Source organism: Caballeronia glathei (genome assembly GCF_000698595.1).
Lineage (GTDB): Bacteria > Pseudomonadota > Gammaproteobacteria > Burkholderiales > Burkholderiaceae > Caballeronia > Caballeronia glathei.
In genome coordinates this window covers 81,171-100,385 of the sequence record NZ_JFHC01000018.1, presented here as the reverse complement: position 1 = coordinate 100,385, position 19,215 = coordinate 81,171, and the positions used below count along the sequence as shown (strand labels likewise).

At 67.9% G+C, this 19,215-nt stretch carries 15 protein-coding genes; 11 read left to right on the top strand and 4 right to left on the bottom strand.

Features of this window, described 5'->3' with window-relative positions:
• Positions 1 to 123: 123 nt before the first annotated feature.
• Positions 124 to 1,041 carry a LysR family transcriptional regulator gene (locus BG61_RS13925; protein ID WP_035932931.1) on the top strand — a complete coding sequence of 306 codons (918 nt, stop codon included), beginning with the start codon at positions 124 to 126 and terminating at the stop codon, positions 1,039 to 1,041.
• Between the two features lie 13 nt (positions 1,042 to 1,054).
• Here BG61_RS13925 and BG61_RS13920 read toward each other — a convergent pair whose 3' ends face one another.
• Positions 1,055 to 1,729: a peroxiredoxin-like family protein gene (locus BG61_RS13920; protein WP_035932928.1), complete on the bottom strand. Its 675-nt coding sequence runs from the start codon at positions 1,727 to 1,729 to the stop codon at positions 1,055 to 1,057.
• Between the two features lie 381 nt (positions 1,730 to 2,110).
• Here BG61_RS13920 and BG61_RS13915 point away from each other — a divergent pair, with 381 nt between their 5' ends.
• Positions 2,111 to 2,611 carry an LEA/WHy family protein gene (locus BG61_RS13915; protein WP_051672500.1) on the top strand — a complete coding sequence of 167 codons (501 nt, stop codon included), beginning with the start codon at positions 2,111 to 2,113 and terminating at the stop codon, positions 2,609 to 2,611.
• A gap of 24 nt (positions 2,612 to 2,635) precedes the next feature.
• On the opposite strand, the gene BG61_RS13910 is transcribed toward BG61_RS13915, so the two are convergent.
• The gene (locus BG61_RS13910) at positions 2,636 to 3,052 is read right to left on the bottom strand and encodes a cupin domain-containing protein (protein WP_035933001.1); all 417 of its coding nucleotides are present in this window, start codon (positions 3,050 to 3,052) and stop codon (positions 2,636 to 2,638) included.
• 283 nt (positions 3,053 to 3,335) lie between these two features.
• Here BG61_RS13910 and BG61_RS13905 point away from each other — a divergent pair, with 283 nt between their 5' ends.
• Positions 3,336 to 4,880 (top strand): serine hydrolase, encoded by a 1,545-nt coding sequence (locus BG61_RS13905; protein ID WP_035932999.1) that lies wholly within the window; start codon positions 3,336 to 3,338, stop codon positions 4,878 to 4,880.
• Between the two features lie 34 nt (positions 4,881 to 4,914).
• Here BG61_RS13905 and BG61_RS13900 read toward each other — a convergent pair whose 3' ends face one another.
• Positions 4,915 to 6,405 (bottom strand): YncE family protein, encoded by a 1,491-nt coding sequence (locus BG61_RS13900; RefSeq protein ID WP_035932925.1) that lies wholly within the window; start codon positions 6,403 to 6,405, stop codon positions 4,915 to 4,917.
• Complete coding sequence (locus BG61_RS13895; protein ID WP_051672499.1) at positions 6,402 to 6,935, bottom strand: DUF305 domain-containing protein; 534 nt, start codon at positions 6,933 to 6,935, stop codon at positions 6,402 to 6,404. The genes BG61_RS13900 and BG61_RS13895 overlap by 4 nt, the downstream gene beginning before the upstream one ends.
• Before the next feature lie 224 nt (positions 6,936 to 7,159).
• Between BG61_RS13895 and BG61_RS13890 the strand changes: the two genes are divergently transcribed.
• The 8 genes from BG61_RS13890 (at position 7,160) to BG61_RS13855 (ending at position 18,980) form a co-directional block, all read left to right on the top strand.
• The gene (locus BG61_RS13890) at positions 7,160 to 7,879 is read left to right on the top strand and encodes an anti-sigma factor (RefSeq protein ID WP_035932922.1); all 720 of its coding nucleotides are present in this window, start codon (positions 7,160 to 7,162) and stop codon (positions 7,877 to 7,879) included.
• A 119-nt stretch (positions 7,880 to 7,998) separates the two neighbouring features.
• On the top strand, positions 7,999 to 8,517 hold the full coding sequence (locus BG61_RS13885) for an RNA polymerase sigma factor (RefSeq protein ID WP_035932919.1): 519 nt from the start codon (positions 7,999 to 8,001) through the stop codon (positions 8,515 to 8,517).
• The gene (locus tag BG61_RS13880; RefSeq protein WP_035932917.1) at positions 8,514 to 9,413 is read left to right on the top strand and encodes an anti-sigma factor family protein; all 900 of its coding nucleotides are present in this window, start codon (positions 8,514 to 8,516) and stop codon (positions 9,411 to 9,413) included. The genes BG61_RS13885 and BG61_RS13880 overlap by 4 nt, the downstream gene beginning before the upstream one ends.
• Before the next feature lie 143 nt (positions 9,414 to 9,556).
• Positions 9,557 to 14,422, top strand: a complete 4,866-nt coding sequence (locus BG61_RS13875; RefSeq protein ID WP_035932915.1) for an NAD-glutamate dehydrogenase — start codon at positions 9,557 to 9,559, stop codon at positions 14,420 to 14,422.
• A 32-nt stretch (positions 14,423 to 14,454) separates the two neighbouring features.
• Positions 14,455 to 14,835, top strand: a complete 381-nt coding sequence (locus BG61_RS44815; RefSeq protein WP_158447164.1) for a hypothetical protein — start codon at positions 14,455 to 14,457, stop codon at positions 14,833 to 14,835.
• Positions 14,832 to 16,328 (top strand): alkaline phosphatase family protein, encoded by a 1,497-nt coding sequence (locus tag BG61_RS13865; RefSeq protein WP_035932911.1) that lies wholly within the window; start codon positions 14,832 to 14,834, stop codon positions 16,326 to 16,328. The genes BG61_RS44815 and BG61_RS13865 overlap by 4 nt, the downstream gene beginning before the upstream one ends.
• A gap of 571 nt (positions 16,329 to 16,899) precedes the next feature.
• Positions 16,900 to 18,333, top strand: a complete 1,434-nt coding sequence (locus BG61_RS13860; RefSeq protein ID WP_051672497.1) for a sensor histidine kinase — start codon at positions 16,900 to 16,902, stop codon at positions 18,331 to 18,333.
• Complete coding sequence (locus BG61_RS13855) at positions 18,330 to 18,980, top strand: response regulator transcription factor (protein ID WP_035932909.1); 651 nt, start codon at positions 18,330 to 18,332, stop codon at positions 18,978 to 18,980. Before BG61_RS13860 ends, BG61_RS13855 begins: the two co-directional genes overlap by 4 nt.
• Positions 18,981 to 19,215 lie beyond the last annotated feature (235 nt).

Here is a 19,215-nt window from a genome sequence, read left to right as displayed (position 1 = left end):
TGGCCGAAGCCGTCATGCTCCGCAGGAATGGAGCGCAATCGTAAGAACCCGCCATGAACCCGCCACTCTCGATGGCAAGGCGCCGCTACGGGCGATATGATCCATTCCGGGAGGGAATACGCGATGGATCGCCTGTCCGCAATGGAAACCTTTGTGAGCGTGATCGAAGCCGGGTCGTTTTCGGGCGGCGCGCGGCGGCTGAACGTCGGGCAGCCGGCGGTATCGAAGTCGATCGCGCAGCTCGAGGAGCGGCTCGGCGTGCGGCTCCTGCTGCGCTCGACGCGCGGTCTCACGCCCACCGAGGCCGGCCAGCAGTTCTACGAGCGGGCGAGGCGCGCGATCGAGGAAGCGGACGAAGCCGAACTCGCGGCGCGCGGCGCGGGCGCGAGCCTGTCGGGGCGCCTGCGCGTGTGCGCCGCCGTCACGTTCGCGCGGCTGCATGTCGTGCCGCTGATGAAGCACTTCCTCGCGGCGCATCCGGAACTCACCATCGACGTCGTGCTCGACGACCGCAACATCGATCTGCTCGAAGCGGGCGTCGACGTGGCGCTGCGCATGGGCGAACTCGGCGACTCGAGCATGACCGCGCGCAAGATCGCGCAGAGCGACCGGTTCGTGGTCGGCACGCCCGCCTATTTCCGGCAGGCCGGCATTCCCGCCACGCCCGCCGAGCTGGCCCGGCATCAGGCGATCGTCTACGAGCGCAGCGGCGGCGGCAGCGCGTGGTCGTTCCGCCGGGACAGCACGGAGGTGGCGGTGGCCGTCTCGGGGCGCATGCGCGTGACGGCCGCCGAAGGCGTGCGCGCGGCGGTGCTCGCGGACATGGGCGTCGCGGTGGCGTCGCAATGGATGTTCGCGCCTGAGCTGGCGAGCGGCGCGGTCGTCACCGTGCTGACCGACTGGGCGCTGCCGCCGGTCGACCTGTGGGCCGTCTATCCGACCGGCCGCATGGCGAGCGCGAAGGCGCGCGCGTTCGTCGCGTTCGTCGAGGCGGCGCTCGCACCGGCCGCCAGTCCGGCGGCGGGTGACGGCATCGGCTGAGGGCAAAGCGGCATCAGACCGCCTGCGTTCGCGCCTCGCGCAGCGCGGCCAGCATGTCCGACGGTTCCGGACGACGCGTGTAGTCGGGATTGACCTCCGAGTAGAGAATCGTCCCGTCCGTGCCGACGACGTAGCGCGCGGGCATCGGCAGCGTCCAGCCCGGATCGCCGTTGAAGGCGGGCAGATCGTTCTTCAGCGTCTTGTAGAGCTCGATCAGATAGTCGGGCAGCGCGAAGCGCAGGCCGAACGCGTCGGCGACATCGTTGCGCGCGTCGCTGAGAATCGGAAAGCCGAGCTTGTTCGTGCGTACCGACTTGCGGCTGTTCACCGCGTTCTGCGGCGAAATCGCGACGAGGCTCGCGCCATGCGCGGCGAACGCGGGCAACGCCTCCTGAAGCGCCTGCAGTTCCAGGTTGCAGTACGGGCACCACACGCCGCGATAGAAGCTGATGACGAGCGGCCCCTTCTCCAGCAGCGCCGCCGACGAAACCGGCTTGCCGTCCGGGTCCGGCAGCGTGAACGCAGGCGCCTTGCCGCCGGCCTTCAGCGCGCGCTCGGCCTGCCCCGATGCGATCAGTTCGGCGGTGGCGCGCTCCATGACCGGATGGATTTCCGGCGGTGCGAAGTAGGGTGCTTTTCCCGCCTTGAAATCGGCCTTGAATGCGTCGAGCTTGTCCTGCAATGACATGATGGGGCTCCTTGAATGTGGGATGCGCGACCGGTTCCTTCAGGCGAATTTCCGATTGCCCGAGGGTCGAGTGCCGGTGGGTCTGCGCTTTGCCATCGTCGTCGGGCGGACGTGCCGGCAGTAGATCCGCGCCGCGCATAACACTCATTCCCGCGAGGCATACGAAGCGGGCCGCGGCATCACCGGGAGAAGGGGTGGGTCGGCCGCAGCGGGCGGGTTGCGCGCCGCCGGTACAATACGCGGCCAAATGCGTGTCCCAATGCGTGTCCCAATGCGTGTCCCAATGCGTGTCCGAATACGTGTCCCAATGCGTGTCCAGCACGCGGCGCATTCATCGCTCACATTCAATCGCTTGCCTCACGCGACCGGAGGTCGAAATCCATGCAACAGAATCCCGTCCTGAAATCGATCCGGCTCGTCCTCGTGCTGTGCGCGCTGTGCACGCTTTTCGCGGCGGGCGGCTGTGCGGGCATGTTCGGCCGCGAGCCGATGCGCGTGAACGTGGTGGGCCTCGAGCCGCTCGAAGGGCAGGGCCTGGAGATGCGCTTCAACGTGAAGCTGCGCTTGCAGAACCCGAACGACGCCCCCATCGACTACGACGGCGTCTCGCTCGACCTCGACCTGAACGGCAAGCCGTTCGCAAGCGGCGTGAGTGACCAGAAGGGCAGCGTGCCGCGTTTCGGCGAGGCCGTGCTGAGCGTGCCGGTGACGGTTTCGGCGTTCACGGCGGCGCGCCAGGCGCTCGGCTTCGCGGGCGGCTCGCAGCTGGAGAGCATTCCGTACGCGCTGCGCGGCAGGCTCGCGGGCGGCGCGCTCGGCGGCACCCGCTTCACCGACAAGGGCTCGCTCGACCTTCCGACCGCCGCCGGCTTCGGCAACTGACGCGCGGAATCGACGTAACGCGTCTCAGGCGTCGTGCGCCGGATCGTAGGGCACGACGCGCTCCACTTCGCCCGGATCGTTGCGCGCGACGATCGCCTTCGCCGGCGCCGTGTCGCTCAGATTGAACGGCTGATGCGGCACGCCCGGCGGGATGAACAGAAAGTCGCCGGCCTCGTTGATGACCGACTCCCGCAGCCCCGGCCCGTAGCGCGTTTCGACGCGCCCTTCCAGCACGTAGATTCCGGTCTCGTAGCCGCAGTGCACGTGCGGCTCGCCGTGTCCGCCCGGCGGCACGACGACGAGATGCATCGAGAGGCCGCTCGCTCCGGCGGTCGCCTTCGAAATGCCCACGAAGTAGGGCACGCGCTGAAGCGTGGCGATTTCGCGCTCCGGGCGCACCGTCACGAGCGACGGCGGCGTGTCGTTTCCGCTTTCCGGCATGGCATCTCCTCGTGTGCTGGAACGTTGCCGCGAGCGTCCCGCAAAGGCGCTCCCGCGCGTCATCGAATAGTACGCCGCATGCCGGTACGCGTGACCGGGCCGCGCGGTGCCACGGCGCACACGCAGCCGCCACGCGGCCCGGTTGCGCGTGCCCGGCCAAAGAGCGCACGCAAAATCGCTCGCATGCGGCACAATCCGCCGGATGCGGCGCCGCGCCGGCGCTGACAACAACAAGCCGGGCGTCCGTGCTGGCTGCGGCTTCGGCGTCATCGGGAGAGTCTTCATGACACCATTGCAGGGGCGCCGCCGGTTTCTCGGCGCGGCGCTGTGCGGGGGCGTGCTCGCCGCGTGCGGCTCGAGCGACGATGCAAATACCGACCCCGGGCCCGCCCCGGTGCCCGACAAGCAGATCAACGACGCCATCGCGCAACTCGACACGCTCTCCGCCCGCCTGATGGCGAGCACGGGCGTCCCCGGCATGGCCGTGGCCGTGGTGCGCGGCAGCCAGACGGTCTACGCGAAGGGCTTCGGCGTGCGCTCGCTGAATGCGCCCGCCCCGGTCGACGCGGACACGGTGTTCCAGCTCGCATCGGTATCGAAGGGCGTCGGCGCGACGGTGGTGGCGACGCAGGTCGAGAAGGGCAACGTGTCGTGGGACACGCCCGTGCGCGCGCATCTGCCGTGGTTCACGCTGTCCGATCCGGCCGTGAGCGAGGCGGTCACGGTCGCGGACCTGTACTCGCACCGCTCGGGGCTGCCCGATCACGCCGGCGACCTGCTGGAAGACATGGGCTACGACCAGCGGCAGGTGCTGGAGCGGCTTCGCTACCTGAAGCTCGAACCGTTCAGGAAGACGTATCTGTACACGAATTTCGGGCTGACCGCGGCGGCGGAATCGGTTGCGGTGGCGTCCGGCGTCGACTGGGCGACGCTCTCGGAGACCGCGATCTACCGGCCGCTCGGCATGACGAGCACCAGTTCGCGCTACGCCGATTTCGTGGCGCGTCCGAACCGCGCGGTGGGCCACGTGAAACTGGACGGCAAGTGGCGGGTCGGCCCGGGCACGATGCCCGACGCGCAGTCGCCCGCGGGCGGCGTCAGCTCGTCGGTGAACGACATGGCGAAGTGGCTCGCCATGATCCTCGGCAACGGCGCGGTGGCGGGGCGGCGCATCGTCGACGAGAAGGCGCTCATGCCGGCGCTCTCGCGGCAGAATCTCTCGAGCCCCGCCCACGACGGCCGCCCGGACGGCTACTACGGCTTCGGCTTCAATGTCGGCACGACGGAAGCGGGGCGCGTCTCGTACAACCATTCGGGCGCGTTCGGCGTCGGCGCGGCGACCGTCTTCACCATCGTGCCGTCGACGGGAGTCGCGATCGTCGTGCTGACCAACGGCTACCCGTTCGGCGTGCCGGAGACGCTCGCGGCGCAGTTCTTCGACCTCGTCCAGTTCGGTGCGATCCGGCAAGACTGGGCCACCATCTTCGCCAACGCGTTCGCGCCGTCGCTCGCGCCGGAGGGCTCGCTCGTCGGCGTGCCGCGGCCGGTGAACCCGCAGCCGCCGCAGCCGCTCGCGAACTACGCCGGCACGTACCGCAACGAGTACTACGGGCCGCTGCAGGTGACGCTCGCGGGCACGGCGCTCGTGCTCGTGATCGGAGCCACCCCGCTCAGGCTGCCGCTCACGCACTGGGACGGCGACGTCTTCACGTTCGTGCTGCACGACGAGAACGCCCAGCCGGGGACGATCTCGAAGGCGAGCTTTACGGCGGATCGCGTGACGCTCGAATACTACGACCACGACCGGCTCGGCACCTTCGCGCGATAGGCGCGGGGCCTCCCGCGCCTATCGCCGCGCCGCGCTACAGCGCCTGAACCTGCACCGGCACGCCCGGCTTGCCGTCGACGCGCGGCGCGATGATGAGATAGCGGCGCCGGTCGTTCGGGTTCGCTTCGCCGGGCGCGACGATCTGGCGGATCTGGCCGATCGCGTTGACGATGGCCGAGCCGGCCGGGTTCGTCATGAACGTCGCGAGTGACTCGATGCTGCCGCTGCCGTCCGGGTTGTCGGCGAGGCCGAGCACGTAGGGCTGGCGCGGCTCGAGGCCGGTCGCCGAGGCCTGCAGCACTTGCAGCAGCCCCTGGTCGAAGAGCGCGACGGTGGTGGGCGGATTGCCCGATCCGCCCGCGCCTGCCGCGCCTGCCGGTCCCGCAGCGGCGCTCGCGGTGCTGACCATTGCGAGATGCGCGGTCTGCCCCGCGATGCCGAGCGGCTGGAGGTTCTGCGTGCCGTCTCCCTCGGGCACGGCGTCGGGCACGTAGGTGACGGCCTGCGGCGCCTGCCCGATGGGGACGGTCGCGATCACCCGGTTGGTGAGCGTATCGATCGCGGCGAGCGCGTCGGCGTTTTCGAGACCCACGTAGACGCGCGTGCCGTCGCCCGACGGCCAGATGCCGTGCGGCAGGCTGCCGAGCGAGATGGTCGCGACCTGCGAGAAATCGTCGGTGCGGAACACCTTCAGCTGGTTCAGCCCGCCCACGGTCACGTACGCGAACATGCCGTTCGCGTTGCGCACGATGTTCACGTGATTCGTGATCGGCCCGGTATCGAGCGTCTTGAGCAGCGCGAATGGCGGCCGGGCCTCGAAGACCTGCGTCTTGCCGGTGTCCTTCAGCGTGAACCACACCTGGCGGCCGTCGGGCGTCGCGGCGATGTTCGGGCAGAACGGGCTCGCCTGCCTGACGCGCCCGACGATCCTGTGATCGGCCACCGTGACGACGTCGATCTCCGGATTGAACGACGAGCATACGTAGCCGTACTTGCCGTCGGGCGAGAAGATCTGCATGCCCGGGCCGTTGGGCACGACGATGCGGGTCTTCTCGGCGTACGTCTTCCCGTCGAGGACGGCGATGTAGTTCTCGCCGCGCACCGTCACCCACACTTCCTTGCCGTCGGGCGTGAAGAACGCCTCGTGCGGCGCGCGCCCGACGTAGGTCACGTGCTTCACGGCGTTGGTCTGCGTGTCGATGAACGACACCGAGTTCGAGCCGATCGACACGACCGCGATGGTCCGGTGATCCGGCGAGAAGCCCATGCCGTGCACGAGCACCTGGCCGCGGTAGAGCGGGCTGAAGTTCCCCGGGGACGGGTCGCCGAGGCGGATCACGCCGACCAGCCGGTTGTCGGCGGGATCGGTGACGGAGACGGTGTTCGAGAACTGCTCGGCGGCATAGACGCGGTCGCGGTGGCTTACCGCGATGTCCGGCGCCGACAGCGAGGCGGGCACCTGCCCCGCGAACGCGGCGGGTGCGCCGGCGACGAGAAGGGCGGCCAGTATCGACAGGGGCTTCATGGTGTCTCCTTGCTCATGTCCATGCGCATCGGCGCGTTGTTCGTGTTCGCGGTCGTGCTCATTGGCGTGCTCATGTGCATGTGCGTCGGCATGCCGTGCACGGGCGTCGTCGGCGCGTCCTGATCGGGCGCGGGCGCGGCCGGCGGCAGCGCATCACCCAGTGCGAGCCGCATCGCGACGATTTCCTGCTGCTGCTCGACGATGATTTCCTGCGCGAGGCGCCGCAGCTGCTCGTTGTGTCCGTAGCGCAGCTCGGCCTGCGCCATGTCGATCGCGCCCTGATGATGGGGCGCCATCATCCCGACGAAGTCGCGGTCGACATCGCCTGTCGGCTCGATCGACATGTCGTCCATCATGCGGGTCATCGCGCGGTCGTTCTCGGCGAGGAACGGCGCTTCGGCGTCGGCTGCTGCGGGATGGCCGCCGGGTCCGGCGGCGAAAGCGGCGCCGCCGCTCAGGGCGAACACCGCGCCGGCGGCAAGCGCGACGCTCAGGCGCGCGCCCGCGCCTGCAAGGGCGGGAATCTTCATGGCTGTCTCGTCTCCGGTTGGTTTTGTGCTGGCGTGCACTGGGGTGAACACAGGCTGCGCCGGGATATTCCGGAAGGCCGGGATAGAAGGACCCGACATGTGATATCCCGCGACGGAGCGCTTCGAAGTGCGGGTAAACGATCAATGCGAAAACTTCATCGATGGCGGAATAAGGGCGGCTCAGGCCGTGTTTGCACATGGGACGACACCAGACCCTACGCAGCATGGCAAACCCGGACCCCCACGCAGACCCGCAGCTCTCGGAGGCAGAAGTGCAGGCGTTCGCCGACGGCCTGCTCGGCCCCGAACGGGCCGCCGACGTTCGCCGCTATATGGAGAGCCGGCCCGAGGAAGCCCGCCGGATCGCTTTTTACGGAAGGCTGAACCAGCAGATGCAGAACACTTTTCGCGACGACGAAGCTACCTCCGCGAAGAATCCGCCGCAGTCACGGCGCCCGGAACGCCCGGAGCGCCCGCCGCGCCGGGACCTGCGCGTGTTGCGGCGCATCGTGGCCGGCGTGCTCGCCGCGGCGTGTGTGGCCGCGGGCGCGCTCTTCGTGCTGCGCGTGCCGGAGGCGAGTCTCGACAATGCCGCGCTGATGGCGCTGAAGACGGCGTCGGCGGGTGTCGAAAGCCATGGCAGCATGCCGGCCGATGTGCCCGATCTGTCGAGCCTCGGCTTTCACGCGGTGCTCGCGACCACGGTGCCGGTCGGATTCATGCGGCACGCGGCGGAAATCGTCTATCGCAACGATGCGGGCGAGACTGCCGTGCTGCTTTCCGTCGCGGATCCGATGGCACGCGGCGAGGCGCAGTGGCTCGCGCGCCGGGCGGGCGACGAGCGGCTCCTCACGTGGTGCCGGCGCGGCACGCGCTACGTGCTGGCGGGCCGCGCCCGCACGCACGGGCTGATGCGCGCTGCCGATTCGCTGAGCGCCCATTGACGAACACCCCATGACGAACACCCGGGAATGTGGAATAAATCGGCCGCAATCGCGTTTGCTCCTGCAACAAGGCGGCGTCCGTCCTGGACGCCCGACAGAGCCGACTGAAAGGAAGCGCGATGGGCGTTCGTGACGAGTTGATGGAGCATGTGCCGCGTCTGCGGCGCTACGCGCGTGCGTTGATCACGAACCGCGACCTCGCCGACGACCTGGTGCAGGACACCCTCGAGCGCGCGCTGCGCAACACGGCGCTGTTCAAAGCGGGTACGGACATGCGAGCGTGGCTCTTCACGATCATGCACAACGTGCACGTCAATCAGGTCCGCACGGCGAGCGGCCGCGCCGTCCACGTTTCCGTCGACGACGACGAGTTCGCCGAGCGCCAGTTCGCCGTGCACGGCGACCACTCGAAGGCACTGGAAGTGCGCGATCTCGACTATGCGCTGCAGCGCCTGCCCGTCGAGCAGCGCGAAGTGGTGCTGCTCGTGGGTCTCGAGGAGATGAGCTATTCGGAAGTGGCGCTTGCGCTCGACATCCCCATCGGCACGGTGATGTCGCGTCTGTCGCGCGGCCGCGAGCGGCTGCGCACGCTGATGGCCGGCTCGCAGCCGGGTACGAAACTACAGGTGGTGCGATGAACGAACAACAACAGACCCCGGTGAGCGAAGAGGAAATCCACGCGTATGTGGACGGATCGCTGGCGGCGCATCGCCGCGAGGAAATCGACCGCCTGCTGGAGCGCAACGAGGATCTGGCCGCGCGGATCAGCGATTATTTCGCGATCAACAACATGTTCCATGATCGTTACGATCGGGTGCTCGCCGAGCCGGTGCCGAAGCGTCTCGTGGACGCCGCGGGCGGCCGCCGTGCTCAGGCCGCCAATTCCGCCAGCTTCTGGCCGCGCCTGGCGGGCATGGCCGCGACGCTCGTGCTCGGCGTGGCGATCGGCGCCGCGGCGACCAACGGCGGCGCGCTGTCGTCGATGATGCCGGGCGGCGGCAATTCGTTCATGCGTACGGCCCGCTTCGACGAGAACATGGCGTTCGTGCGGCAGTCCGCCATGGCGCACGTCGTGTATGCGCCCGAGGTGATGCGCCCGGTGGAAGTGGGCGTCGACCGGGAGCATGAGCTCGTCAAATGGGTGTCGAGCCGGCTCGGCACCGACGTGCACCCGCCCGTGCTCACGCGCAACGGCTTCGAGCTGATGGGCGGGCGCATCCTGCCGGGCAGCGACGGGCCGATCGCGCAGTTCATGTACCGGGATGCGCAGGGCGAGCGCGTGACGCTGTGCATTTCGCACCGCAAGGTCAACTCCAACACGACCGCGTTCAAGCTCTATCAGGACGGGCTCGTGAACGTCTTCTACTGGGTCGACGGCGACTTCGGCTACGCGGTCTCGGGCGGCATCGACCGCAAGATGCTGCTCGATCTCTCGCACGACGTGTACGCCCAGCTCACGGCGGGCACGGGCGGCGCGACCGGTACCGGCGCGGCGTCCCCGGCGCAGCCCGCAAGCGGCACCATCGCCGACTGAGGGCGCGACCGTTCCGAGGCAAAGCGGGCGCATTGGTGCACGTCCCGCACGCATTTCGTGCAGAGCCGCATTGAGCGTCACCCAACCCGGCGCATAATCCGAAAGGGGGCGGCACCTGCCGTCGTGCGAGCCGGGAGGACACGATGCTGGTCAAGAACGAGGAGCGCGTTGAGCATCTGCTCAACGAAGTCGTCGAATTTGCACGCGGGCGCCTGCCGGAGCCCACGTTCGCGGTCATCGAGCCGTTTTTGCGTCACTACTACGAACTCGTGGACGTCGAGGACATCCAGAGCCGCGATATCGCCGACCTGTACGGCGCCGCGATGGCGCACTGGCAAACCGCGCAGAAGTTCGTCACCGGGCGCGAGGTCCTGCGCGTCTACAACCCGAATCTGGAGCAGCACGGCTGGCATTCGGACCACACCGTCGTCGAGATCGTCAACGACGACATGCCCTTCCTCGTCGATTCCGTGACGATGGAAGTCAACCGCCTCGGCCTCGCGCTGCACTCGGCGATTCACCCGGTGTTTCGCGTATGGCGCGGCAAGTCGGGCGCGATCGAGCGCATCGGCCTCGGGCATTCCGACGCGGGCGACCCGCAGTCCGCGCTCGAATCATTCATACATTTCGAAGTGGACCGCTGCAGCGAGGCGTCGAAGCTCGACGAGCTGCGCGTGAACATCGCGCGCGTGCTCGGCGACGTGCGCGCGTCGGTTATGGACTGGCCGAAGATCATCGAGGTGGCGCGGGCCACCATCGGCGAGCTGAAGGCGCAGGACACGAGCCCGGACGGCATCGAGGCGCGCGCCTTCCTGGAGTGGATGGTCGCGGATCACTTCACGTTCCTCGGCCACCGCGACTACGAACTCGTCCGGCAGGACGGCGGCTTCGCGCTGCGCGGCGTTCCCGGCTCGGGCGCGGGCATCCTGCGCGAGGGCCTGCGCCTGCCGAGCGCCGACGACGTGACGCCGCTGCCGCCCGCCGCTGCCGCGATCATCGAAGGCGGGACGGCGATCTTTCTCACCAAGGCCAATTCCCGTGCGACGGTGCACCGGCCAGGCTATCTGGATTACGTCGGCGTGAAGCGCGTGGGCCCCGACGGAAAGGTGAACGGCGAGCGGCGCTTTCTCGGCCTGTACACGTCCACCGCGTATCTCGTGCCGACCTCCGACATTCCGATCGTGCGCCGCAAGTGCGCGAACATCGTGCGGCGCGCGGGCTTTCTCGCGAAGGGGCACCTGCACAAGTCGCTCATCACGGTGCTCGAGCAGTATCCGCGCGACGAACTCTTCCAGGCCGACGAAGACGTGCTCTTCGATATCGCGCTCGGCGTGCTGCGCCTGCAGGAGCATCAGCGCACGCGGCTCTTCGTGCGGCGCGACCGTTTCGACCGCTTCGTGTCGTGCCTCGTCTTCGTGCCGCGCGACAAGTTCAACACCGACCTGCGCCGGCGCATCTCGAAGGTGCTGATGGAGGCGTTCAATGGCAAGAGCATCGAGTTCACGCCGCTCCTGTCGGAGTCGCCGCTCGCGCGCATTCACATCACCGTGCGCGCGCACAAGGGCGCGATGCCCGAAGTCGATACGCGCGAGCTCGAAGCACGCGTCGTGCAGGTGGCGCGCCGCTGGCAGGACGATCTCGCCGACGCGCTGATCGACAGTCACGGCGAGGAAGCGGGCAACCGCCTCCTGCAGCGCTATGCCGATTCGTTCCCCGCGGGCTATCGCGAGGACTATCCGGCCCGCACGGCGGTGCGCGACATCGAACTGATCGAGGAGACGCAGTCGAGGGCCAGCGGCCTCGCGATGAGCCTCTACCGGCCGATCGAGGCGGGGCGGCGCGCGTTTCGCTTCAAGGTGTATCGCGTGGGCGAGCCGATCGCGCTGTCGCACAGCCTGCCGATGCTCGAGCATCTCGGCGTGCGCGTGGACGAGGAGCGGCCGTACCGCATCGAGCCCACCGGCGCGCCGCACGCGTGGATCCACGATTTCGGCCTCGAACTCGCGGACGACGTCGAGTTCGATATCGACCGCGTGAAGGCGCTGTTCGAAAACGCGTTCGCAAGCGTATGGACGGGCGAAGTCGAAAACGACGACTTCAACCGCCTCGTGCTGCGCGCGCAGCTCGGCGCACGCGACGTGACCATCATGCGCGCCTACGCGAAGTATCTGCGGCAGGTGGGCTCGACCTTCAGCGACGCGTACATCGAGCGCGCGCTGACCGGCAACCCGGCGATCGCGCGCAAGCTGCTGGAACTGTTCCTCGTGCGCTTCGATCCCGCGATCGACCCTGAGCCGGGTGTCGCGCACGAGAACCGCGACGTGCGCGACAAGCTCGCGGAGCGCGTGCTCTCCGAGATCGAAGCGGCGCTCGACAAGGTGCCGAACCTCGACGAAGACCGCATCCTGCGCCAGTTCCTCGGCGTGATCAACGCGACGGTGCGCACCAACCATTTCCGCAAGGACGCCGACGGGCGGCCGAGGCCGTACCTGTCGTTCAAGCTCGATCCGTCGAAAGTGCCGGGGCTGCCCGAGCCCAGGCCGATGTTCGAGATCTGGGTGTACGCGCCGCGTGTGGAAGGCGTGCATCTGCGCGGCGGGCGCGTCGCGCGCGGCGGCCTGCGATGGTCGGACAGGCGCGAGGACTTCCGCACGGAAGTGCTCGGGCTCATGAAGGCGCAGATGGTGAAGAACACGGTGATCGTGCCGGTCGGCTCGAAAGGCGGCTTCGTCGTGAAGAACCCGCCGCCCGCGAGCGAACGTGAAGCGTTCCTGCAGGAAGGCGTCGCCTGCTATCAGATGTTCCTGCGCGGCCTGCTCGACGTGACCGACAATCGCGTCGCGGGCGGCATCGAGCCTCCGCCCGACGCGGTGCGCCACGACCCGGACGATCCGTATCTCGTCGTCGCCGCGGACAAGGGCACGGCCACGTTCTCCGACTACGCGAACGCGATCGCGCGCGAATATGGCTTCTGGCTCGACGATGCGTTCGCATCGGGCGGCTCGGTCGGCTACGACCACAAGAAGATGGGTATCACCGCGCGCGGCGCGTGGGAATCGGTCAAGCGCCATTTCCGCGAGACGGGCGTCGATACGCAGACGACCGACTTCACCGTGGTCGGCGTCGGCGACATGTCGGGCGACGTGTTCGGCAACGGCATGCTGCTCTCGCGCCACATCCGCCTGATTGCCGCCTTCGATCACCGGCACATCTTTCTCGACCCGAACCCCGATACCGAGGCGAGCTTCAGGGAGCGCGAGCGTCTCTTTGCCCTGCCGCGTTCGAGCTGGGCCGACTACGACGCCTCGCTGATCTCGGCGGGCGGCGGCGTGTTCCCGCGCACGGCGAAGACGATCGCGATACCGGCGCAGGTGCAGGCGGCGCTCGGCATCACCGCCGCGACGCTGGCGCCGAACGAGCTGATGCGCGCGATCCTGCTCGCGGACGTCGATCTGCTCTACAACGGCGGCGTCGGCACCTACGTGAAGTCGGCGCACGAGACGCATGCGCAGGTCGGCGACCGCACCAACGACGGCGTGCGCGTGAACGGCGCGGAACTGCGCTGCAAGGTGGTCGCCGAGGGCGGCAACCTCGGCTTCACGCAACTGGGGCGCATCGAGTTCGCGCAGCAGGGCGGGCGCATCAATACGGATGCGATCGACAACTCGGCGGGCGTCGACTGCTCGGATCACGAGGTCAACATCAAGATCCTGCTGGGCCTCGTCGTGGCCGATGGCGAGATGACCGAGAAGCAGCGCAACAAGCTGCTCGCGGAGATGACCGACGAGGTCGGCCTGCTCGTGCTGAAGGACAACTACTCGCAGACGCAGGCGCTGTCGATCGCGAGGCGCTATGTGACCGAGATGCTCGATCCCGAGGCGCGCCTCATGCGCTCGCTGGAGCGCGCGGGCCGCCTGAAGCGCAGGATCGAGTTCCTGCCTTCCGACGACGAGATCACCGAGCGGCAGGCCGCGAAGCAGGGGCTCACGTCACCGGAGCGTGCCGTTCTGCTCGCGTACAGCAAGATGTGGCTCTACGACGCACTGCTCGAATCCGACGTGCCGGAAGACCCGCTCGTCGCGGGCATGCTGCTCGACTACTTCCCGCTGCCGCTTCAGGAGCGCTACAGCGAGCCGATGCAGCGCCATCCGCTCAGGCGCGAAATCCTCGCGACGCATCTGACGAACGCGCTCGTGAACCGCGTCGGCTGCACGTTCGTGCACCGGCTGATGGAGGAGACCGATGCGCGGCCGAGCGACATCGTGCGCGCCGCGATCATGGCACGCGACGTGTTCGACCTCAACGAGCTGTGGAAGAGCATCGACCGGCTCGACAACCTTGTCGCCGACGAAGTGCAGGCGCGCATGTTCGTCGAAGTCGTGCGGCTGCTGGAAGGCGCGACGCTCTGGTTCCTGCGGCATCTCAAGCAGCGCCTGAACGAAACGGCGACGCTGCCTGCGCGCTGCCGCGAGGCGGCGCAGCGGCTCGCGCCGCAACTGCCCGCGCTGCTGCCCGCCGCGGACCTCGAAGCGTGGTACGGACGGCGGCGCGAACTCGAGGATGCGGGCGTCGAAAGCGGGCTGGCCGCGCGGGTGGCGAGCGGCGAGATATCGACGGCGGTGCTCGACAGCGCGGAAGTGGCGTCGAACTGCGATCGCAGCCTCGAACTCGTCGCGAGCGTGTACTTCGCGATCGGCACGCTGCTGAACTACGGCTGGATCGCGGAGCGCGCGATGGCGCTGCCCGCCGCCACCCACTGGGACCTGCTCGCGCGGGCCGGCGCGCTGGAGGAACTGGCGCGGCTCAAGCGTGCGTTGACGGTGAGCGCGGTCGAAGAGTCGCGTGGAATCGACACGCCCGAGGTGATCGTCGAAAGCTGGCGCGCGAAGCGCCAGGATGCGCTCGAACGCTACGCGCGGCTCGTGACCGAACTGCGCGCGACGGGCGGCGCGAGTCTTTCGATGCTGCTCGTCGTGGTGCGCGAAATGGCCGTGCTGGAGCGCGCCTGAGCGAAGCCGGGCGCGCGCTGCCGCTGTCGCTGATGCAGCTTCAGCGGCGTTTCTTTCTTCTGGCCGGTTTCGGCGGCGTGAGGGCGCTCGTCCAGAAATCGGCGATCTGCCTGTTGCCGCTGCGCACCGCCGCCGCCGTCTGTCTTTTGGCGGCGGCGCTCGCGCGGCCGCGCACCGATCCGGCCACGGCGTTCGCGCCGCTCAGCCACATGCTCATAAAGGGGTTCTTCTTCGTCCACGGATTCTTCATGATGTCGCTCGGGGCTTGCGCCAGAGGTGAGAAGGGTAGGGAGCGACAGGCGTACCGCTGCTCGGACGAGCAGCCGGGACGCCGGCACTTCAACACATCCGACGACGCACGCCGCATGCCCGCCCCATCCCGTATTGATACGAAGATAAGGAGACAGCCATGAGCGATCGTCCATCGAAGCATCCCGACTCCATGCGCCGCCAGGTCGTCACCGCGCTCGCCGGCTCGGTTGCGCTGGCCGCATGCGGCGGAACCGGCGGCGTGGATTCGGGCGGCTCGGGTGGCCCTGGCGGCAGCACCGGCAAGACGCCTCTGCCCGTCGGGACGATCCCGCCGGATCGCGCGGGGCTGCCGCGTCCCGTATTGCCCGATCCGGCCTTATCGGGTATCGATCACATCGTGCTCGTGACGATGGAGAACCGCTCTTTCGACCACCTGCTCGGCTGGCTGCCGAATGCCGAGGGCCTGCCCCCGAACCGCCAGTTCACCGACGCGTTCGGACAGGTGCAGACCCCGTTCGCGCTCGCGGCGAATCCGGCTTACGGCTTTCAGGCTTGCGCGTTCGCGGACCCGAACCATGCGTACGAAGGCGGCCGCGTGCAATTCGCGAACGGCGCGATGGACGGCTTTCTGATGACGCCGGGCACGAGCCTCGTGCGCGGCGACCAGCTGCCCGTCGGCTACTTCCGCCAGGAGGACATGGACTTCTTCCGCGGCGCGGCGAGCCAGTACACCGCCTGCGACTACTACATGAGCGGCATTCTCGCCGACACGTATCCGAACCGTATCTATCTGCACAGCGGCGAGACGGACCGCCTGAGCAACTCGCTCGATACGTCGGCGCTACCGACGCTCTGGGACCGGCTCGACGCGAAGAACGTCTCGTCGAAATACTACTTTCACGACGTGCCGTTCACGGCGCTCTACGGCACGCGGCATGTGAGACGCTCGAAATTCTTCGCGAATTTTCTGTCCGATGCGGCCGCGGGCACGCTGCCCTCGTTCTGCATGGTGGACCCGCGTTTTTCCGGAGAGCAGCAGGGCACCTCGAACGACGACCATCCGCACGCGGACATCCGCAACGGCCAGGTGCTGCTCGGGCAGATCTACGAGGCGCTCCGCACGGGCCCCGCGTGGAGCAGCACGCTCATGATCATCGTCTATGACGAATGGGGCGGGTTCATGGAGCACGTCGCGCCGCCGCTCAGGCCGGTATCGGCGGCGGAGCAGGCACTCGGCAACGACGGGCGGCTCGGCTTTCGCGTGCCGTGCATGCTGATCGGTCCGCGCGTTCGCGCGAACACGGTGTCGCGCTATCCGTTCGATCCGTCTTCGATTCATCAACTGGTCGCGTGGCGCTTCGGCCTCGACCCGCTCGGCGTGCGTGCAACCGATGCGGCGACCTTCAACATGGCCTACGCGCTCGACTTCCAGAACGCGGCGCGCACGGATGCGCCACCGATCGCAGTGGCGCAAGGCACGTTCGGCACGAAATGCACGGTATCGGCGGGGGCGGCCGCGGCAGGCGTCGGCCAGCTCGATCAGGCGGCGGCCCGAGCGGCGTCGGACGGCTCGATGAATACGAGCGACCCCGGCGGACGCTTCAACGAGTTGCGTGTGAAGGCGATCGCGCTGGGCTATCCGGTCGCGCCGTGATGGTCATGCGCGATTCATTGACCGAACCTGTTGAAGAACAGGCAACGTCATTCGCTGCAACGATCGGTGCGTTTGTCTTGCTGCACGAAATACTGAGGCGTGCATGCCTCTGCGTGTCGTCGCGCGGCAAAAACCGTGCATGCGTGCGCGGGCCCGGTGCGATCGTGCACCGGGCCGTTCGCGTTGCCGAACCGGGCACATGTGTTGCGCGAGTGCTGTTTACAAAGCGCTGGGCTCCGCCTACCATTCCTTGACACCACGCCCGCCCGATTCGCGCGGCCTCGCGAGCATCGCCCGCCAATCATGCGTAAAAGCCCTATGAAGCGCCCAAAGATGGATGCAATCGGTACGGTATCGAAAGTGCTTTGATGCATTTCAGTAACGACAAAAAGAACACATGGGACTGCGCGGCGCGAGACCACGTACTTCAGTAACGGTCTGCGCCTGATCGCCGGACACGGCGATCGTCTTGATGCGATCCCCCGTAAATCGACTTGCTCTACTTCCGGAAGTCCTTCGAATCCGGCGGTATCGGTTCGCAGCGAGCGAGTACTGACAGGAGCACGGGGCCATGACTATCGTTCACGCCGTCGCTGTCGTCGAGGCCGTGTTCATTGCGCTGCTGCCGGCGCTCCTCCTGCGGCGCAGGGGCGCGCAACAGGCTGCAGACGAGGGGGGGCCGTACCTTGCGTCGGCTGCGGGATCATCCGCTGCGCCGCGCTACGGCATCCGCGGCATGCTGCGCGATCGATGGAAACCATTGGGCGGACGGTTCGCGATGCTGCCCGTTGGCCGCCTGCGGCGCATCGGCGCTCGCAACGGCCGCGGCGATCGAACGGCGCAGGGGCGCGAGGCGTTGTACGGCATGCCTTCACCGATGCCGCTCGACGACCAGTTCCGCGACACGCTGGAGCGCCTGCCGCTCGCGATCCTGATTGCGAACGCGGACGGCCGGATCGAGCTCGTCAACGCGGTCACCGAAAAACTCTTCGGCTATGCGCGGGCCGAAATGATCGGCCTCGCCGCGGACATGCTCGTGCCGGGCATGAGCGGCGCCGATGCCGGCAGGGGCGTGCTGACGAACGGAGGGCCTTCCGCGCCGGCTGCCGAGCCGCCGTCGGTGATGCTGCCACTCTTCGCGCGGCGCAAGGACGGCAGCCGCTTTCTCGCCGATGTCGCGCTCAACGTCATATCCTCGGAGCATACGCGGCTCAAGCTCGCGGTCGTGATCGACCGGACCGATCGGTACGAACTGCAGCGCAACCGGCAGGAGCTCGCGCATCTCACGCGCGTCTCGGCACTCGGCGAACTCGCGGCTTCGCTCGCGCACGAACTGAACCAGCCGCTCACCGCCATCCTGAGCAACGTGCAGGCTGCGCAGCGTTTCATGATGAGCGACCCCATCAATCTCGACGAGGTGCGGGAGATCCTCCAGGATCTCGTCGAGGACAACAATCGCGCAAGCGAAATCCTCCGCCGCATCCGGGCGCTCGTGAAAAAGGGCGAACTCGAACTCGTGCCGCTCAGCCTCGCCAGCGTGATCGGCGACGTCGCGCTGCTCGTGCACAGCGACGCGATCGTGCGGGCCGTGCGCGTGTCGCTCGACGTCGATCCCGGTCTGCCCCTCGTGCGCGGCGACAAGGTGCAGTTGCAGCAGGTCGTGCTCAATCTGCTGCTCAACGCATTCGATGCGATGGAAGGCGGCACGGGGCAGGACCGCGAGGTCGCGGTATCGGCGAGCCTCGAGCCGGCGGGCATGGTGCGCATCGCCGTGCGCGATCGCGGACCGGGCCTGACGAGCGACCGGCTCGAACAGATATTCAAGCCGTTCTACACCTCGAAGCGCGACGGACTCGGACTCGGCCTGTCGATCAGCCGCTCCATCGTGGAGATGCACGGGGGGCGCATCTGGGCCGAGAACAACGCAGACTGCGGCGCCACGTTCCATTTCACGCTGCCAACCGGAGACGCGGCGGCCACCGGCCGTTCGACAACATCGACATGAACGACAACACGCCCGTTGTTTTTGTCGTCGACGACGACGACTCCGTGCGCCGCGCACTGGTACGCCTCATCGGCTCGGCGGGATATCGCGTGAAGGACTTCGGTTCGGCGCTCGCGTTCCTCGCCTGCGAGCCGCTGACCGATTGCGCCGCGTGTCTCGTCCTCGACGTGCGCCTGCCCGACCTGAACGGCCTCGAACTGCAGCGCCGCCTGAACGGCGCGAGCGCGACGCTGCCGATCATCTTCATCACGGGCTACGGCGATATCCCGATGACCGTCAGCGCGATGAAGGCGGGCGCCGCGGACTTTCTCGCCAAGCCGGTGAGCGACGTCGATCTGCTTGGCGCGATCGAGTCCGCGCTCGGGCGCTCGGACGAGGCGCTCGCGAGCCGCAGCGAGATCGATGCGATTCATCGCAGGCTCGGACGCCTGACGCCGCGCGAGCGCGAGGTGCTCTCGCTCATCGTGAAGGGCCTGCTCAACAAGCAGGTGGCCTGCGAGCTCGGCACGGTCGAGAAGACCATCAAGGTGCATCGCGCGCGCGTGATGGAGAAGATGGAGGTGCACTCGCTCGCGGAACTGGTCCGGATCTCGGACAAGGCGGGCATCATCGCACGCGATCAGGCGCCGGCGAGCGCGCAGCAATGAGCGCGCGCGTGACGAGCGCCGATGCGCGCCGCGATGATTTCGTCATCGGCATTCTTCATAGGCATTCGTCAGCGGCATTCTCAGCGCGAGGCGGACGCTCACGCTCTCGCCGCGCGATGCCGATGGCTGCATGAAGCGCTCCATTCGCTATCCATAACGATGGCGGCGTTATGTCCGAATCATGCTAGATGTCGCGTGCCGAAACGATCAACGAATGGTTTACATTCGGGCCAAG